Source organism: Vibrio antiquarius (assembly GCF_000024825.1).
Taxonomy (GTDB): domain Bacteria; phylum Pseudomonadota; class Gammaproteobacteria; order Enterobacterales; family Vibrionaceae; genus Vibrio; species Vibrio diabolicus.
The window spans coordinates 1,055,217-1,071,519 of sequence record NC_013457.1 but is presented as its reverse complement, the minus strand read 5'-3'; the positions used below and the strand labels follow the sequence as shown (position 1 = coordinate 1,071,519).

16 protein-coding genes are annotated in these 16,303 nt (G+C 46.9%); 5 read left to right on the top strand and 11 right to left on the bottom strand.

Translation table 11 applies throughout. The features are described from left to right. Window positions 1-2: 2 nt before the first annotated feature. The 3 genes from VEA_RS19690 to VEA_RS19680 all read right to left on the bottom strand — a co-directional run bounded on the left by VEA_RS19690 (window position 3) and on the right by VEA_RS19680 (window position 3,280). Complete coding sequence (locus VEA_RS19690) at window positions 3-1,682, bottom strand: RluA family pseudouridine synthase (RefSeq protein ID WP_006740942.1); 1,680 nt, start codon at window positions 1,680-1,682, stop codon at window positions 3-5. A 117-nt stretch (window positions 1,683-1,799) separates the two neighbouring features. Then, window positions 1,800-2,420 carry a DsbA family protein gene (locus VEA_RS19685; RefSeq protein ID WP_006740943.1) on the bottom strand — a complete coding sequence of 207 codons (621 nt, stop codon included), beginning with the start codon at window positions 2,418-2,420 and terminating at the stop codon, window positions 1,800-1,802. Then, the gene (locus VEA_RS19680) at window positions 2,414-3,280 is read right to left on the bottom strand and encodes an MBL fold metallo-hydrolase (protein ID WP_006740944.1); all 867 of its coding nucleotides are present in this window, start codon (window positions 3,278-3,280) and stop codon (window positions 2,414-2,416) included. Before VEA_RS19680 ends, VEA_RS19685 begins: the two co-directional genes overlap by 7 nt. A 126-nt stretch (window positions 3,281-3,406) precedes the next feature. Here VEA_RS19680 and VEA_RS19675 point away from each other — a divergent pair, with 126 nt between their 5' ends. Then, the gene (locus VEA_RS19675) at window positions 3,407-4,294 is read left to right on the top strand and encodes a LysR family transcriptional regulator (RefSeq protein WP_006740945.1); all 888 of its coding nucleotides are present in this window, start codon (window positions 3,407-3,409) and stop codon (window positions 4,292-4,294) included. A 95-nt stretch (window positions 4,295-4,389) separates the two neighbouring features. Next, entirely contained in the window at window positions 4,390-5,193 is an 804-nt protein-coding gene (locus VEA_RS19670; RefSeq protein WP_006740946.1) for a Cof-type HAD-IIB family hydrolase, read from the top strand. Between the two features lie 111 nt (window positions 5,194-5,304). On the opposite strand, the gene VEA_RS19665 is transcribed toward VEA_RS19670, so the two are convergent. The 5 genes from VEA_RS19665 to VEA_RS19645 form a co-directional block, all read right to left on the bottom strand. Next, a complete protein-coding gene (locus VEA_RS19665) occupies window positions 5,305-5,694 on the bottom strand; it encodes a hypothetical protein (protein WP_006740947.1) in 390 nt (129 codons plus the stop codon). 24 nt (window positions 5,695-5,718) lie between these two features. Then, window positions 5,719-6,816, bottom strand: a complete 1,098-nt coding sequence (locus tag VEA_RS19660) for a GGDEF domain-containing protein (protein ID WP_005391988.1) — start codon at window positions 6,814-6,816, stop codon at window positions 5,719-5,721. Window positions 6,817-6,821: 5 nt separating this feature from the next. Then, entirely contained in the window at window positions 6,822-7,277 is a 456-nt protein-coding gene (locus tag VEA_RS19655) for a putative pterin-binding protein (RefSeq protein WP_005391987.1), read from the bottom strand. A 451-nt stretch (window positions 7,278-7,728) separates the two neighbouring features. Then, entirely contained in the window at window positions 7,729-8,568 is an 840-nt protein-coding gene (fghA, locus tag VEA_RS19650; RefSeq protein WP_006740948.1) for an S-formylglutathione hydrolase, read from the bottom strand. Between the two features lie 61 nt (window positions 8,569-8,629). Continuing rightward, window positions 8,630-9,778, bottom strand: a complete 1,149-nt coding sequence (locus VEA_RS19645; protein ID WP_005391984.1) for an S-(hydroxymethyl)glutathione dehydrogenase/class III alcohol dehydrogenase — start codon at window positions 9,776-9,778, stop codon at window positions 8,630-8,632. Between the two features lie 293 nt (window positions 9,779-10,071). Between VEA_RS19645 and VEA_RS19640 the strand changes: the two genes are divergently transcribed. Beyond that, window positions 10,072-10,878, top strand: coding sequence for an arylamine N-acetyltransferase family protein (locus VEA_RS19640; protein ID WP_006740949.1), 807 nt, complete (start codon window positions 10,072-10,074; stop codon window positions 10,876-10,878). Between the two features lie 80 nt (window positions 10,879-10,958). Continuing rightward, a complete protein-coding gene (locus VEA_RS19635) occupies window positions 10,959-11,828 on the top strand; it encodes a LysR family transcriptional regulator (protein WP_006740950.1) in 870 nt (289 codons plus the stop codon). Here the strand turns inward: VEA_RS19635 and VEA_RS19630 are convergent, their stop codons facing one another. The 3 genes from VEA_RS19630 to kdgR form a co-directional block, all read right to left on the bottom strand. Next, a complete protein-coding gene (locus VEA_RS19630; protein WP_006740951.1) occupies window positions 11,829-12,539 on the bottom strand; it encodes a 3'-5' exonuclease in 711 nt (236 codons plus the stop codon). Window positions 12,540-12,541: 2 nt separating this feature from the next. Further along, on the bottom strand, window positions 12,542-14,410 hold the full coding sequence (locus VEA_RS19625) for a DUF294 nucleotidyltransferase-like domain-containing protein (protein WP_005482867.1): 1,869 nt from the start codon (window positions 14,408-14,410) through the stop codon (window positions 12,542-12,544). Between the two features lie 83 nt (window positions 14,411-14,493). After that, on the bottom strand, window positions 14,494-15,276 hold the full coding sequence (gene kdgR / locus VEA_RS19620; protein ID WP_005460804.1) for a DNA-binding transcriptional regulator KdgR: 783 nt from the start codon (window positions 15,274-15,276) through the stop codon (window positions 14,494-14,496). A gap of 255 nt (window positions 15,277-15,531) precedes the next feature. Here kdgR and kduD point away from each other — a divergent pair, with 255 nt between their 5' ends. Then, on the top strand, window positions 15,532-16,293 hold the full coding sequence (gene kduD, locus VEA_RS19615; RefSeq protein ID WP_005482916.1) for a 2-dehydro-3-deoxy-D-gluconate 5-dehydrogenase KduD: 762 nt from the start codon (window positions 15,532-15,534) through the stop codon (window positions 16,291-16,293). Window positions 16,294-16,303 lie beyond the last annotated feature (10 nt).

Genomic DNA, 16,303 nt, shown 5'->3' with positions numbered 1-16,303 from the left:
CGTTAGAATTCGCACCCAGCTTTGAACACCATGCGCTCTTTACTGTATGGATGATCCAGCTCTAGCATCTCAGCATGCAGGTGTAAGCGATTCGCTTTTTCGCCGTATAAACCATCACCAACCATTGGCATGTTTAATCCCATATGATGAGCACTGTGTACACGTAGTTGGTGAGTTCGCCCGGTTTTCGGATACATGTATACCTTGCTGCGTCCATCTTTGACTTCAATCAGCTGCCAGTAGGTTTCTGCATGTTTCCCGTGTTCAAAACACACCAGTTGACGTGGGCGGTCATCTGGGTCACCACGCATTGGCAGTGAAATTTCCCCTTCCGGCTCGTTCAATACGCCTTCGAGCAGTGCCATATAACGTTTTTGTACGCCGCGAGCCATAAACTGTTTTTGCAGGCTTTTGTTCGCGCGCTTAGTTAAGGCAAACACCAAAATGCCAGAGGTCGCCATGTCGAGGCGATGAATCACAAACGGCCCTTCCACATCAGGGAACATCGCTTGTAAGCGCGTATAAGCAGAGTCCTTGATAGTTTTACCCGGCACTGAAAGTAAGCCCGTTGGCTTGTTGACGACGACCATAGCGTCGTCTTGGTAGATTATCTCTAGTTCTTTGTCTTCTGCCCAATTCTCCGCCAATGGGTTAGGTTCGACATCCAGCCCTTGCATCATATGGCCCAAAATCGGCTGACATTTGCTGTTGCACGATGGGTAGAATTTTTTGTGTTGGCGAACTTCAGATTTTGGCGAAACACCCCACCAAAACTCTGCCAGCGCCAGCGGTTTGAATCCGTATTTAAACGCGTATTGGAGCAGTTTTGGCGCAGCACATTCCCCTGCACCTGCTGGTGGTATTGGGTTTGTGGTGTCCGCAAAAATGTCCACCAAGTCGCGTGCTTCGCCATGGCTGTTTAGGAAGCGGTATTGTTTATGCAGTTTGTGCTGTAAAGCGTTGGAGAGCGTCTTGCGCTGCTCTTTAAGGTGAGCAAGTTGCTGCTCTAACTCGGCCAATCGTGCTTCTTTGATTGCAAGCTTTTCATCCCACGCTTGCTTTAAGTATTTGAGAGCGTTTTTCTCGGCGACACTTTGTTTACCCAACTCATCCAACAAGATTTTGAGGTCATCGGCATTGAGTGTTTGCTCGCCCTGTTGGCGCTGTCGTTTGCGTGCGGCGCGGCCGTCTATCATCACTTGGCGCTGTGTTTGCTCTTCTTGCTGATAAGCGGCTCGGTCGGCTTGGATTTGCGCTTTAAGATCTGCCAATTCCGGATTCGCAGCACAGGTTTTGTACTCCGCATTGGCGGCGTTGATGGCATCCGTTTCTGCGCGGAAGAAGCCTTCATCGGTCAGCATGTCGTACACAGGAGGGACAAATCTTGGAATCAAGTTTTGGTCGGCAATTTTGCCAGAAAACGCACTTAAAAAGCCGAGCTCGCCTTGAGGGCTTTTTACCAGCAATACGCCAAACATTTTGCCTCGCCCCGTTTCTTCATTAACCAAACCAAAATCGTGTTCGAAGTCGGTTTGCGCTAATAAGTGCTGTTGCAATTGCTTTGCGGCCATAACGCAAAGAGGATGCGGCGTGTAGTAGAACGGAAACGTAAACTGCGTTGGTAATTCATAGTCAGAAGTATCAGCAGTAAAACGTGTAAAACAATGTTCAGGCGAGTGCATGGTGGGTATCCGCGCGAGTAAAAATTCGAGCGAGGATTGTACCTGTTTGAGTCAGGATTGCCATGTCGGTGTTGGCACTCGCTCTTGGCTTAAGAACAAGAGCGAGTGGGGAAGAGCTTATTGCAGTTTTCGTAATGCAAGCTTCCACTGTGCCGGTTTGTCGTAGTAGGTCGAGTGCGGCAAGGTCAAGTACTCGCCATTTACTTCTGCAATCAGGGTTGGATAACCACCAACGTGTAACTGGCGCATCAACTGTCGGCTAGAGCGAATTCTCTCGTTTAGTTCGGCTTCGCTTAACGTCATGTTTTGCTCCCACGCATCGTTTGCTAAACCTAGCGATTCTGCAATGGCTTTGAGCGTCGATGCTTCATTCACTTTTAACCCGAGCTGATAATGCGCGGATTGGATGGCCTTTAGCATGTGCCATGGATTCAGCCCCATTTTCTCCGCACTCAAGATCGCTTGTGTGGGTAGATAAGAATCAAGAACAAACGCATCTTCGCTTTTCACGCGTTGCAGATATGCTTCACCAAACGTTGCTCCGGTTTCGGTTGCGATACGAGCGTCACTGTTGATGATGTGCTGACGAAATTCAGATTCAATCGCGCGTTTCTCAATCATGCCGCCGGGATGAAGCTCTACCTTAAATTGAGAGGTGTCCATCAAGGCTTCGATGAGTGGTGATGCCCCGTAGCACCAACCACACATGGGATCGAAGAAGTAATGCACGGTTACCATGACATTTCACCAGTATGCACTTTTGCACCGATTTCTAGCGCGATTGGCAATTGAGCTTCTGGGTATTTCGCTGACATGGTGTCAATGAGTTGAGCGCTGTTATTGCTGTGTTTTTTCGCTTGCTGAAAATCCTGCAAGTATTGTTGCGAGTAGCGAATGGTGTCTGCGTTCAGCTTTGTGCCTGCTTTCATGTGACCAGGAATGACCACTTGAGGTTTAAGCGCAAGCATCTCGCTAAGCTGCTGCTCCCAAGCATTGATAGCGGTTTGGTCAGCGGCATCTGCCATCCATAAATGCACGTTTGAGTACACGGCTACGTTACCCAGAATCGCTTTGTTATCTGGAATCCATAGGTAAGGGCGGTGTGCTGATGTGCCATGGTTACCACGGATTTCAATCTTATGACCTTCTAGCTCTAATGATGCTTTATCGTACGCGACAGGGATCACTGGTTTTACCGGTGCGTTTGCGCCAAGCTTTGGCCCCCAGTACGCCAGCTTTCCAGCCAATTTCTCTTTAATAATTTTTTGAACCGCAGGCGTTGTGATGATCTGCGCATCAGGGAACTGTTGGTGTAAGGCCTCTGCTCCAAAGTAGTAATCTGGGTCCGCTTGGCTGATAAAAATGGTTTTAAGTGTTTTGCCTGAGTCCAACACTTTAGCGGCAATGCGCATCGCATCAGCTTTGGTGAAGCCAGTGTCGATGACCATGGCGTCAGTCTCACCGTATACCAAGGTTGAGTTAACGTGGAAGCTGTTACCGTCGGCGTTGTAAACCTCAAGAGTAAGGGGAGAGTGGTTTGCCGCTAGGACAGGGCTTGCCATTAAAATGGATGCAGCAATCAAAGTGAATTTTTTCATAATAAGCTCCTAAAGAATTTGGGGCCAAGCGACGATGGCTTGGGAACGGGAGCTATATTAGGAAATTGATACGCTCGGAAAAATACACAATAATGTGCATCACTATTTCTTATTTCGAGCAAATGTATGGACAGAGTAACGGCAGCAAAAGTGTTTGTGGATGTGGTGTATTCTGGCAGTTTTACCGCGACCGCCGAGCGGTTAGACATGTCTCGGCCAATGGTGACTCGTTATGTAGAGGCGATGGAGAACTGGTTGCAAACTCGTTTGTTGCACCGCACCACGCGCAAGGTGTCGCTCACCACCGCAGGGGAACGCAGCTTGCCTCAGATTGAGCGTTGGTTAAAACAGGCCGATACGTTGACGTCGAACATTGCCGTTGATGGTGAGCTGTCCGGAAAAATCCGTCTCGCGTCTAGCACTTCATTTGGGGTCTCACAGTTGATCCCAGCAGTAAACAGTTTTATGCAAAAGCACCCCAAAGTGCATATCGACATAGATCTGCAAGATTCAGTGAGTGATCTAACCGAGCAACGCATCGATCTGGCAATCCGAATTGCGTCAGATCCCGATCCTTCTTTGATTGGTAAGCCGATTGCGGTGTGTGAATCGGTGTTGGTGGCATCGCCGCAATACTTGCAAACTCATCGCGCGATCGCGCATCCGCGAGATTTATCTTCACACGACTGTTTGGGTTACAAAAACTTTGAGCGTCACGTGTGGCATTTGTCTCAGGGCGAGCAGTTCGAGTCGGTGGGAATTGAGTGTCGCCTAACCAGCAATGAGGCCACGGCGTTATTGCATGGTGCTTTGCAAGGCATGGGTATTTCGATGCTGCCAACCTATTTGAGCAATATCTATCTGCAATCGGGTCAGCTTGAGTCGGTGTTGCCGGATTGGAAGCCAAATGATCTCAACATTTACGCGCTATATTCATCGCGTAAACACTTGTCTCCGGCGGTGAGAGCCTTCATCGATCACAGTGAAGATTACTTTAAACAGCACCATTGGTAATCGCGAAAGGCCTCGTCATCCCGACTTGAGATTCATACAAGATCCTGTACCTTACATGGATATATTTTTCGCAGCGTCATTTAGAGTTTTAGTTAATGTCACAAGTTCGCATCAAATTTATTGCTTCCGATATGGATGGCACTTTGCTTGACCAATATGGTCGTTTGGATCCAGAGTTTTTCGACCTGTTTTTGCAATTGGAAGAGCAAGGTATTTTGTTCTCCGCTGCGTCTGGTCGTCAGTATTACAGCCTGCGTGACACGTTCGCGCCAATCAAAGATCGAGTGTTGTATGTGGCCGAAAACGGCACCTTGGTGATGTACCAAGATAAAGAGCTCTACAGTTGCACCATGCCTAAAGCGGAAGTGGCGGAGATTGTGAAAGCGGCTCGTGAAATTGACGGAGCGAACATCGTATTGTGTGGCAAGCGCTCGGCGTACATCGAAACGCATGATCAGCAATCACTGGAAGAGTTTCAAAAGTACTACCACCGCTGTGAATATGTGCCGGATTTGCTTGAGGTCGAAGACGAGTTAATCAAGGTAGCAATTTGTCACTTTGACGGTTCGGAAGAGCTCCTGTTCCCGACCATGAACGCGAAGTTTGGCGCAACGCATAAAGTTGTGGTGAGCGCAAAAATTTGGCTGGATGTGATGAATGCCGAGGCGTCTAAAGGCGCGGCCATTCAGCACCTTCAAGAGACGATGAATTTTACTCCGGCAGAAACCATGACGTTTGGTGATTACCTCAACGACCTCGAAATGCTGCAAGTCAGTGAGCATTCGTACGCGGTTGCTAACGCGCATGAAGAGATTAAGAAAATCGCTCGTTATTCTGCGCCAAGCAACCAAGAGGCTGGGGTACTAAAAGTGATTAAAGAGAAAGTGTTAGCGAAGTAACGCTCATCCTTTCGATGTTCTTTTCTTGTTAACGTAAAAAGCCCCGCAGTGCATGCGGGGCTTTGTTTTTTTTGTGTGTGTGGTGGGAGGGGGTAGTAATGTTCCCGTTTTTTAGCGCACGTACTTAGCGGTTGCGCTGACCAAAAAGTGCTGCAACTTTCCATTCGATTTTGGTACCCACAAGTCGTTGTGGTATTGGTAGATACGGCCATTGACGGTCACAGACAAGGTGTTATCACCCGTTTGTTCCATGCGAATAAACTGATCCGAAGTGACCAAAAACGGCTCTTGCTCTTCAATGCTCTGGCCAGTTGCCAATACGAAGTAGCCGAATCGGTTGCCAGCATCCGGATCGGTTGAGTAGATTCGATGCCCAACGAGGCTGTAGTCGTCGTTGAGTGCCTGCTCAAGCGTTTTTTGCCCGATGGTTTCGTGCGATGGAATAAATACCCAAGCCAACACACCTGCCGCAATGACTGCCAGTAGAAGCAGTATTTGCATGAACTTTCTCATCATAAATACCGTTTAACGTTGAAATTTCATTTTGTACATGCGCTTATCCGCTATGCTGATAAGAAAGTCAACATTGTTACTGTCTTTTGGGTATTGCGCTAAGCCCATGCTGGTTGATAGTGTTGCGACGTTGTCGGAATTTAGTATTGGCGCATCAAATACCGCATTGATATGCTCACGAACGCCTTCTTCATCAACATGCTCCCCTTCGAGGATGACGGCGAACTCATCGCCTCCCATGCGATAGACGGTAAAATCATTCAACGCCATAGATTTAAGCCGTCTAGCAATTTCACGCAGTACGGTGTCTCCCACTTGGTGACCGTGTGTATCGTTGACACTTTTAAAACCATTTAAATCTAAAATCCACAGAGAAAAAGGCCTTTTCTCTTGAGTGAGCTCATTTAGGTTGATAAATAGTGCATTGCGATTTCCAAGATGAGTCAGTGGGTCGCTGAGCGCCAGTTTTCTATGGAAATGGGATTCACGATAAAAGAAATAAGTCAGAGACAGGATCGACAAAACGAATGTAGCAAACAGCATATACTGCGCTTGCATTAACCGTTGCGTTTCTCCTTTCTGTGCCTCATAGACTTTGCTGCTTAGGCGAAAGTTCTGATTAACGAAATCGACCAAGCTTAAGTACAGTGTTTGAGTGGATCGATAAAATTGAGCCGCAGCTTGGCTATCGCCAGTTCTTGCTTCAACTAATTGCGCTTCCAGCCCCTGAAATTCCTCAAAAAGATCAATGAAATACTGATGCATATTATTTCGAGAGAAAAAAGTGTAGGCTTCATTACTACTAATTAATAAATCGAATCTACTCCAGGCCAATTCATATTGCAGCTCTGCACCTTCGATATTTAATACATTTTCATCGACTCGTCTCGCTTCTCCGACAAGCTCCGAAAGCTCTTTAGAGAGTTGGAATAAAAACCAGGTTGCTTGTTTTTGCTCATTATTAAAGTTTTGTGACAGTGCGCGTGTCTGCTGCAGAAGCAATACATTTGCGAGAAGCAAAGAAGTGGCAAACACCACAAGCAACATTTTACTGGTTGTAGAGTATTGTGGTGCTCTCTGCTTTTGATAGGTGGGTTCTGATAACTTCATTCTTATTATTTTGCTTTCATCTCATTTACTTGCCAGACCATTTGCGCGTGATATTTATTGTAGTTGAGCTCAGGATAGAGACTAAGAGAGTATATTACCCAAAATGGCCCCTTATTCCTGACTTTTATATAGTGTTGATCTTGTTGGTAAGCCAGTATTGGTTGGTATCTAAGAATGTCTTGTCGAGACAGTGTCGAGTGATAGTCATTCAAGCTACTGACATCAACTTGTTCTGGCACTTTGCCATAGACGTGGGTGAGGAGCGTGCTAAGTTTGACCCCAAGAAATTCAGAAGAAGCAGGGATCCAAGGCAGCGTGGTTGTGTAGCTGGTGGTTGGTAAAGATTGAATCTCTTCCAGTTTTAATGTGACACTAGGTTGTTGGCTACTGCTAAATACGATCGTACTTGCAGATAAGAATGGCGCAACAAAAAACAGACCTAGCGCGACTATCTTTTTCATCATATGCCCTTTGAGTTTTATTCTTTTTGCTGAGCTAGGACAAAGGTGCTAGCGGTACTTTATTTGTAATTGTAATAATAGAGCCAACCGGATGAGATTTTATAATATGTTATGTTTGAAAAGTAACTGTCGGTTTACTGTACGTCAAGGTTATTAAGTGACTTCTTAATTAAAAGGTCAGAAATATGCGTTATTATTTCTCTCTATAACGAATTCGTGTCAGTTCGCAGATTTTTAATGGAAATTAATCCTATTTTCAACCGATGAATTGTATTGTGAATGAGAATTAGAAGGGTTAATGATTGAGGTATAAGCAAACCCGATTTCATCCTCACATTGTTCTCTATCTTTATTCCAATGTTATTTAAGATTGGTATGTTAATACGCACCAAAAATAAAGCCACCTAGGTAGGTGACTTTATTTTTTAATTCATCAAGTTACTTCTATGAATTAGGCAAACAAATACTTCGCATGGAAGTTGAGATGATCGTCAATAAAGCTTGAGATGAAATAATAGCTATGGTCATAACCAGATTGCATTCTTAAGTTCAGGTTTGAATCATGAACTTTTGCTGCAGCAACCAGCGCTTCTGGCCTAAGTTGCTCGTTGAGGAAGCCATCAGCATCACCTTGATCAACCAAAATAGGAAGTGGTGATGGTTTTTGCTTGAGAAGCTCACTTGCATCGTATCGCTTCCAGCTTTCAATATCTTTGCCTAAGTAAGCAGTAAAGGCTTTTTGTCCCCAAGGGCATTGGACTGGGTTACAGATAGGGCTAAACGCCGAGATTGAGCGATATTGTTCTGCGTTTTTCAGACCAATGGTTAATGCTCCGTGACCTCCCATGCTGTGCCCAGAAATCGATTTTACTTCTGAGACAGGGAAATTGCTTTCAATGATCTCTGGTAACTCTTTAGTCACGTAATCGTACATGAAGTAATGCAGTGACCAAGGTGCTTGAGTCGCATTAAGGTAAAAGCCAGCTCCTTTACCCAGGTCATAGTTTTCATCGTCAGCGATACCTTCGCCTCTTGGACTCGTGTCCGGAGCAATGATCGCAATGCCAAGCTCGGCCGCCATACGAAATGCGCCCGCTTTCTGCATAAAGTTTTCATCGGTGCAGGTTAAACCAGATAGCCAGTACAAAGCGGGTACGGGGTTCGATTTAGTTGCATTCGGTGGTAAGAAAATCGCAAAGCGCATCGTGCAGTTTAGGGCTTTGGATTCGTGTGTATATTGTTTGTGCCAACCGCCAAACACTTTGGCCTGGCTTACATTTTCAATGGTCATGAATAAACTCTCTAACAACAGAATGAATTCAGGCTCCCCAAAAGGAGAGCCTGAGGCAGCATTATTGATCCATATGAATAACAGTACGGATGCTCTTACCTTCGTGCATCAGATCAAACGCTTTGTTTACGTCAGCCAATCCCATTGTATGAGTAATGAACTCTTGCAATCCAAACTCACCAGCCATGTAACGGTTTACGATTTCTGGAAGCTCAGAGCGGCCTTTAACACCACCGAAAGCGCTGCCACGCCATACACGACCAGTTACTAGTTGGAACGGACGAGTTGAGATCTCTTGACCTGCACCCGCAACACCGATGATCACCGATTCCCCCCAACCTTTGTGACAACATTCAAGTGCTTGACGCATCACGTTTACGTTACCGATACACTCGAATGAGTAGTCAACACCACCGTCAGTCATTTCAACAATCACTTCTTGGATAGGCTTATCGAATTTCTGTGGGTTAATCACATCGGTTGCGCCTAGCTGTTTTGCAAGATCGAATTTGCTTTCGTTGATATCGATACCGATGATGCGGCTTGCACCCACCATGCGTGCACCGATGATCGCTGAAAGACCGATACCACCCAGACCGAATATCGCAACCGTGTCGCCTTTTTCAACTTTTGCCGTATTCATAACTGCGCCCATACCGGTTGTTACGCCACAACCTAACAGACACACTTCTTCAAGTGGTGCATCTTTGTTTACTTTCGCTAGCGAGATTTCAGGGAGTACTGTGTACTCAGAGAAAGTAGAACAACCCATGTAGTGGAAGATGGTTTCACCGTTGATAGAAAAACGGCTTGTACCATCGGGCATCAGACCTTTACCTTGTGTTTCACGCACGGCCTGACAAAGGTTGGTTTTGCCCGATTTACAGAACTTACACTCGCCACATTCTGCGGTGTAAAGAGGAATCACGTGGTCGCCAACCTCAACGCTGGTAACGCCTTCGCCCACCATTTCAACAATACCGCCACCTTCGTGACCAAGAATCGAAGGGAAGATGCCTTCTGGATCGTCGCCTGACAGAGTGAACGCATCAGTATGACAAACACCTGTTGCGACGATGCGCACTAGCACTTCACCCGCTTTAGGAAGCTGTACATCCACTTCTTCCATTTTCAGTGGTTCGCCAGCGGCCCATGCAACCATTGCCTTGGATTTGATGTGAGTTTGACCAGGTTTGATTTCAACAGTCATTGGATTTTCCTTTATATTCTCAGTATATGGAGTGACGTAATAAGCGTAGTTAAGGTTTGCTTACTGCGCTGCGTCGTTTTGTTGGTGTCCATTCTAGGTGTTTCAATAAAAATGATAATCCGTCCATTTTGAAAATGATTTTTACATATACGTAATAATGGTAAGGTAAGCAGATTATAAGAGTGTGATGCCTCCTCAACGCGGAAGGGAAAGCGGAAAAGGCAGTTGACCTGAAGTTAGGTAGAGGGGCTAGAGTAGAACGCAATCAACCCATCAGCGAAGTAAGAGTGATTATGAACAAGACGGATCTGAATGCCTATTTAACCAAGCTCGGTTTGCCGAGTGAGTTACCCGCCGATTTGGAGTCATTGCACAAGATTCACGTAGCGCAGCACCGTTGCCTGCCGTTTGAGAACTTTGATATTTCGTTGCAGCGTGGCATCTCTGTTGAGATTGAAGACATCATTCAAAAAACCGTGTATCACTCCCGTGGTGGCTACTGCTTTGAACTGAATGGCTTAATGCTCGATGTGCTCAAGACCCTCGGGTTTGAAGCGCGCAGCTTACTTGGGCGTGTTCACGTGATGGGGACGCCGACAGGTCGCAGCCATCAAATCACGTTGGTGACGCTGGATGAACAAGCATGGATTGTCGATGTAGGCTTTGGCTCCAATACGCCGCGCGCGCCATTGCCGTTTATCCTCAACCAAGTGATTCAGACGGATTTACAAACCTTCCGCTTTGTCGAAGATGCTCAGTTTGGTTACTTCCTTCAAGTGTTGTCAACGGACGGAACGGACACATGGAACAACCTTTATAGCTTCGATTTAGAGTTTGTGTTTGCGGGTGACATCGCGTGTGGCAACTTTTTTACCTCCACTTCTCCTCACTCGCGTTTTACCAGCGCAAGAGTCGCGGCGAAAGCAACAGAAAGTGGGTTGGTGACATTGCTTAACTACACACTGAAATACACCAGCCAAGGTGAGCAGACAGAATTGGAGTTAGAGCCGGGCCAAGCCTATCTGGATGCATTGAAAGAATACTTCGGCATTGAGCTTGATGCGCAGTACGGCGATCTTCGTCCGTTGCCTGACGCGTAAAATTCTCCCGTTTTCAAAGCGTAGCGCGACGAGAACATTTTCATCACTATTTGTCTAAAAGAGGTCGACAGGAATACAGCATGGCGAATTGGGAAGGGGTCAGCGAATTTGTTGCTGTGGCGGAAACCAACAGTTTTACCGGAGCAGCAGCTAAGCTGAAAACATCGGTGGCACAAATCAGTCGTCGGGTATCAGCTCTTGAAGAACGACTTGCGGTGAAATTGCTGCATCGCACGACGCGAAAAGTCTCCCTGTCTGAAGCCGGACAACTCTATTACCAGCAGTGTAAACATTTGGTGGAAGGGTTAGAACTGGCCGAGCTTGCCGTAACGCAAATGCAGACCGAACCGCGCGGTTTGCTGCGCGTGACGGCTCCTGTGACGTATGGGGAAATGAACCTCGCGCCGCTTTTGCATCAGTTTTTGGAAAAGTACCCGCGTGTGGACCTTGATTTAGTGCTGACCAACCAAAAGCTGGATTTGATTGAGCAAGGTGTAGACGTAGCGATTCGTCTTGGCCGCTTGCAAGATTCCAGCATGATCGCTAAACGTCTTTCGTCGCGCCAAAACTATGTGTGTGCCAGTCCGATGTATTTGGAGCGTTTTGGTGAGCCACATACGTTGTCGGAATTGGGATGGCATCAGTGCTTAGTTGGCTCTGTCGACTATTGGCACTTTAAGGAAAATAAACGCGATAAATCTTTACGCGTGTCGGGACGGATTAAATGCAACAGCGGTTTTGCTTTGGTGGACGCAGCGAAACGCGGTCTGGGTTTGGTGCAGCTGCCGGATTATTACGTTCAAGAAGCATTAGACAGTGGTGAGTTAGTCGAGGTGCTAACCGATTACCGCGACGATCGCGAAGGCATTTGGGCGTTGTATCCGCAAAGTCGCAATTTGTCGCCAAAAGTGCGGTTATTGATCGACTTTTTGGCGCAAGAGTTGGCATGATCAGCGCATCAACTGACGCAACGTGACATCCGGAAGCGCGGTCAGTTTTTTACTTTGCACCAAGAACAATTCCGCGCACGCCAAGGCATCACTGGCGGCTGAGTGCGATAAGTACCCCGGCAGGTGATAGTAGCGGCGCAAATCGTCCAACTGATAACTGCTGTGCGCGCCGCTTTTCCCTGCATAGCTAAACTGCTTTTCGATTTGCAGAGTGTCGATAAAATACGCGGGGAAATCCTCTACTTGGTAGCGAGAGGAAAAGTAAGCGTGAATGAAGGCTTTTTCAATGCAGCATCCGTGGGCGAGCACCACTTTTCCTGTGATGCGTTCCAACAACCGATTCATGCCTTCATCCAGTGGCAGTCCTTTGGCGAGATCTTGCGGAGTTAAGCCATTAATTTTCGCTGTTTCTGGTTTGATGAATTGTCCGTGACAAATGTACCACTCTTTGGAGCTGGCGATATCAATGCCGTCCAGCGTTAGGTCAACCACGCCAATCGATAAGATTTTATCGCCTTGCGCGTCCACGCCCGTGGTTTCAAAGTCCAACGCAACAAAACTCAAATCCTTCAAGGTCGTTGAGTCATCCACCAAAGGCTGTTGAAGATAGTCTTTCAGCACGATTGGCCAATCGTCAACAACGTGAATGGCTTGGCGTTTTTGCTCAGGAGAGAGCGGCGTTTCCCACCGCTTAAACCAACGTTTAATCATGGTTACGCCCCTTTCACAAACTTCAGTTTCGCGACATCTTGCAGCTCACTGATGATCTTAAATGCATCTTTTAAGTGCTTGCGCTCAAAGCTACTGAAATCATCGGGTGCGATGTGGTTGTCAGGTGTGGTGCCTGCCAGAATCGCATTGAGTTGATGACGGAAACGTACCTGAGTAATAAAGCGATACGCGCCAATGATGTTTTCAACACTGTCTTTCGACAATGTGCCGTGCTGGGCTGCGTAGCGAAAACGCTCTTCTGTGCCAGTTAACGAGCCGCCAGCAGCAAGACTGAAAATACGCGCCAGATCGATGATCAGATTCAAGGCGTACTTTTTGATGTTTAACGTGTTGCTGTTTTCCCCACCTTTTTCCAACACCAAATTGTTGAAAATGCCAAGTGGCGGCTGAGTGTCAATCGCGTCTCGCACCAAAGCCGGAATAAAGCTCGGGCTCTTTTGAATACAATCATGCAAGTGTTGTTGGATTTGGTCGACAAACTCGCGGTTGCCGTGAATGGCACGCACTTCAAGGAATACGCTAATGCTCAATAATTTGTTGTATTCTGGGCTGGCCACCCATTTCTGATAGTACTCTTTCCAACGACGAATTGGCTGACACCACTTTGGTGACGCTGCCATGTACTTGCCGTCACAAAGCGGATAACCGCACGCCGCTAAACCATTACACACCCGCATGGCAAGGTGAGTGAAGTACAGTTTATGTTCTTCGGTGGCGTCATCGGAAAGCACAATCGCACTGTCTTGGTCCGACAGCATGTGCACTTCGTTACGGGCGTGAGAGCCTGCAACCAACCACGCGTAATCACATGGCGGTGGGCCCAACAGTTCTTCATTGAGCTGGATGATGCGGCGCGTGAAAGCGTCCATGATCATCGACATCACCCGACCCTGAATTTCCGCACTCACACCGCTTTCCACCAACGCTTGGAAAATGGTTTGACGTTCTTCTTTCAAAGCCGCCAGCGCGTTGAGTGAACTCGCGTATTTGATTTTCTCAATTAAGAACAAAGACTGCGTGCGGTGGTTATGCACTAAATGTGTTGTCGTTAGAAGTCCTTTCACTTGCTTGCCATGTACCACGGGCAAACAGCGAATGTTGTACTGCAGCATCAAGGAAATGGCTTGAATCACTTTAGCATCGTCTTCGATCAACACAGGGTTTGGCGTCATCACGTCGGCAATGGGCTGATTGGTATCCATGTCTTGCGCGACGACCGATTTCGTCATATCTCGGTCGGTGACTAAGCCAATAATTTCGCCTTCTTTCATCACAACGGCACAGGAGCTGCGTTGTTTGCCGCACATGGTTTGCGCCACACTGCGGATAGAGTCGTTCACATCGACAATCGCAATGTTTTCGCTGGCGATCTCGCCAACAGTACGAAAGAACAGCCCTTTTTCTTCTTTCCGACAAACGTACTTCACCGCAGAACTCAAGCGCACATTGGCCTGGGCGGCAAAATAGTCGGCAAATTCTGGGTGTTCTTCGCTGACCAGTTTTAGCTCAGAATGGGGGATCAAATAGAGCAATGAATCTTCAATCGCTTCCGCTTGGTAACCATCTTCGGCATTTTCGAGTGGGTCGAGGAAAGTAAAACCAAATTGGTCATCTTGCCCAAGGCGCGCACGCAGTTCGCCGTTAGGCGTGCGCTGTTCAATGGCACCGGTTCGGATGATGTAGAGGTAACGTTGATCGCACAAGGCGCTAAAACCGATGGTTTCGCCCCTCACGAGATACTTGACCTTGACGGAATTCGCGATGCTTTCAACCACAGGTTCTGGCAGTTTATCAAAGGGGTCAATTTTGATTAAAAAGTCGAAGATGTTTGGAGTGACGGATGTGCCCATGGTCTACCTCTAAAATGAACCGGTGTTTCAACATTGTTCTAAGTGGCAAAAAAAGCAGCCTCGCGGCTGCCTCTTGTTTCTGATTATGCCGGGTAATCGTGGTAACCCAATTGCTCAGAAATGTTTTTACCTGCTTGATGCAGTAAGCCGACGTAATATTCCATTCTCTCTTCATCGAAACGGATGGTTGGGAATGAGATAGACAAGCCAGCAATGATTTGACCAAAGCGGTCATAAATCGGCGCAGCGATACAACGAAGACCTGGTTCTTGCTCTTCGTTATCTTCTGCATAGTGGAAATCGCGCACTTTCGCCAATTCTTCTAGCACTTGATCGGTGTTTTCCAATGTTTTTTCTGTGTGCTTAATGAACTCGACATCGCTCAGTACGTCACGAACGAAGCTTTCATCGCGCTCAGAAAGCAGCACTTTACCAATCGCAGTACTGTAGAGCGGATTGCGACGACCGATGCGCGATTGCATGCGTAGGTTGTAGCCAGAGTCGATTTTGTGGATGTAAATGATGGCATTTTCATCCAGCGCACCAAGGTGCAAGGCTTCGTTGGTTTGTTCTGAAATGTGGCGCATTTCTTTGTCGGCCAGTTCGATCAGATCGACGTACTCAAGCGATTTTGCGCCCAACTCGAACAGCTTAAGTGTTAGAGAGTACTTATCCGCTTCGCCTTCTTGAGACACGTAACCGAGCGATTTCATGGTTTGCAGAAAACGGTAAGTAGTCGCTTTCGACATCATTAGACGTTGTGAAAGCTCTGAAACGCCGATGGCTTTCTGTTCACCAAGTGCTTGAAGAATATGAAAAACCTTAAGTACTGACGAAACCGCTTCAGGCTGAGTCGACTTTTCCATTGTTGCCCCTTTCATTCTTAGTTTTCTGCATTATATCGCTGAAAAATTTAAGAACCAGTATTTTTAAAATGCCTTTTCAAAAATTTGAAACCACGCAATTAAAGAATCCAGAAAAACAAGATCGCAATCAATATTTTTAAAACGCCTTTTCAAAAAAAATTGCAAACAGTTTCTTTTTGGGTCAGGATGAATGCATACAAAGTGACATGGCCAAGACGCCAAATCACGACATTACCTACTATTGAGGAAAACGACATGATTCTTGATTCATTTAACCTTGAGGGAAAAGTGGCCATTGTTACTGGTTGTGACACTGGTCTTGGTCAAGGTATGGCGCTTGGTCTAGCAAAAGCGGGCTGTGACATTGTTGGCGTAAACATCAGCGAACCAACAGAAACGATTGAGAAAGTAGAGGCTGAAGGCCGTAAGTTCGTCGATATCCGCGCTAACTTAATGAAACTAGACGACATCCCAACTATCGTTGACCGCGCAGTAACCGAACTTGGTCGCATTGATATCTTAGTGAACAACGCGGGCATCATTCGTCGTAACGATGCCATCGAGTTTTCTGAGCAAGATTGGGATGACGTAATGAACATCAACGTGAAGTCTGTGTTCTTTATGTCTCAAGCGGTTGCAAAACAGTTCATCGCGCAAGGTGAAGGCGGCAAGATCATCAACATCGCATCAATGCTTTCTTTCCAAGGCGGTATTCGCGTGCCTTCTTACACTGCGTCTAAAAGTGGCGTAATGGGTGTGACTCGCCTAATGGCGAACGAATGGGCAAGCCACGGCATCAACGTAAACGCGATTGCTCCGGGTTACATGGCAACCAACAACACGGCGGCATTGCGTGCCGATGAACAGCGCAACAAAGAAATCGTAGACCGTATTCCTGCTGCTCGTTGGGGTACGCCAGAAGATCTAGCTGGCCCTTGTGTATTCCTAGCATCTAAAGCTGCGGATTACATCAACGGCTACACCATCGCAGTAGATGGTGGCTGGCTAGCGCGCTAATCGAGTTGCG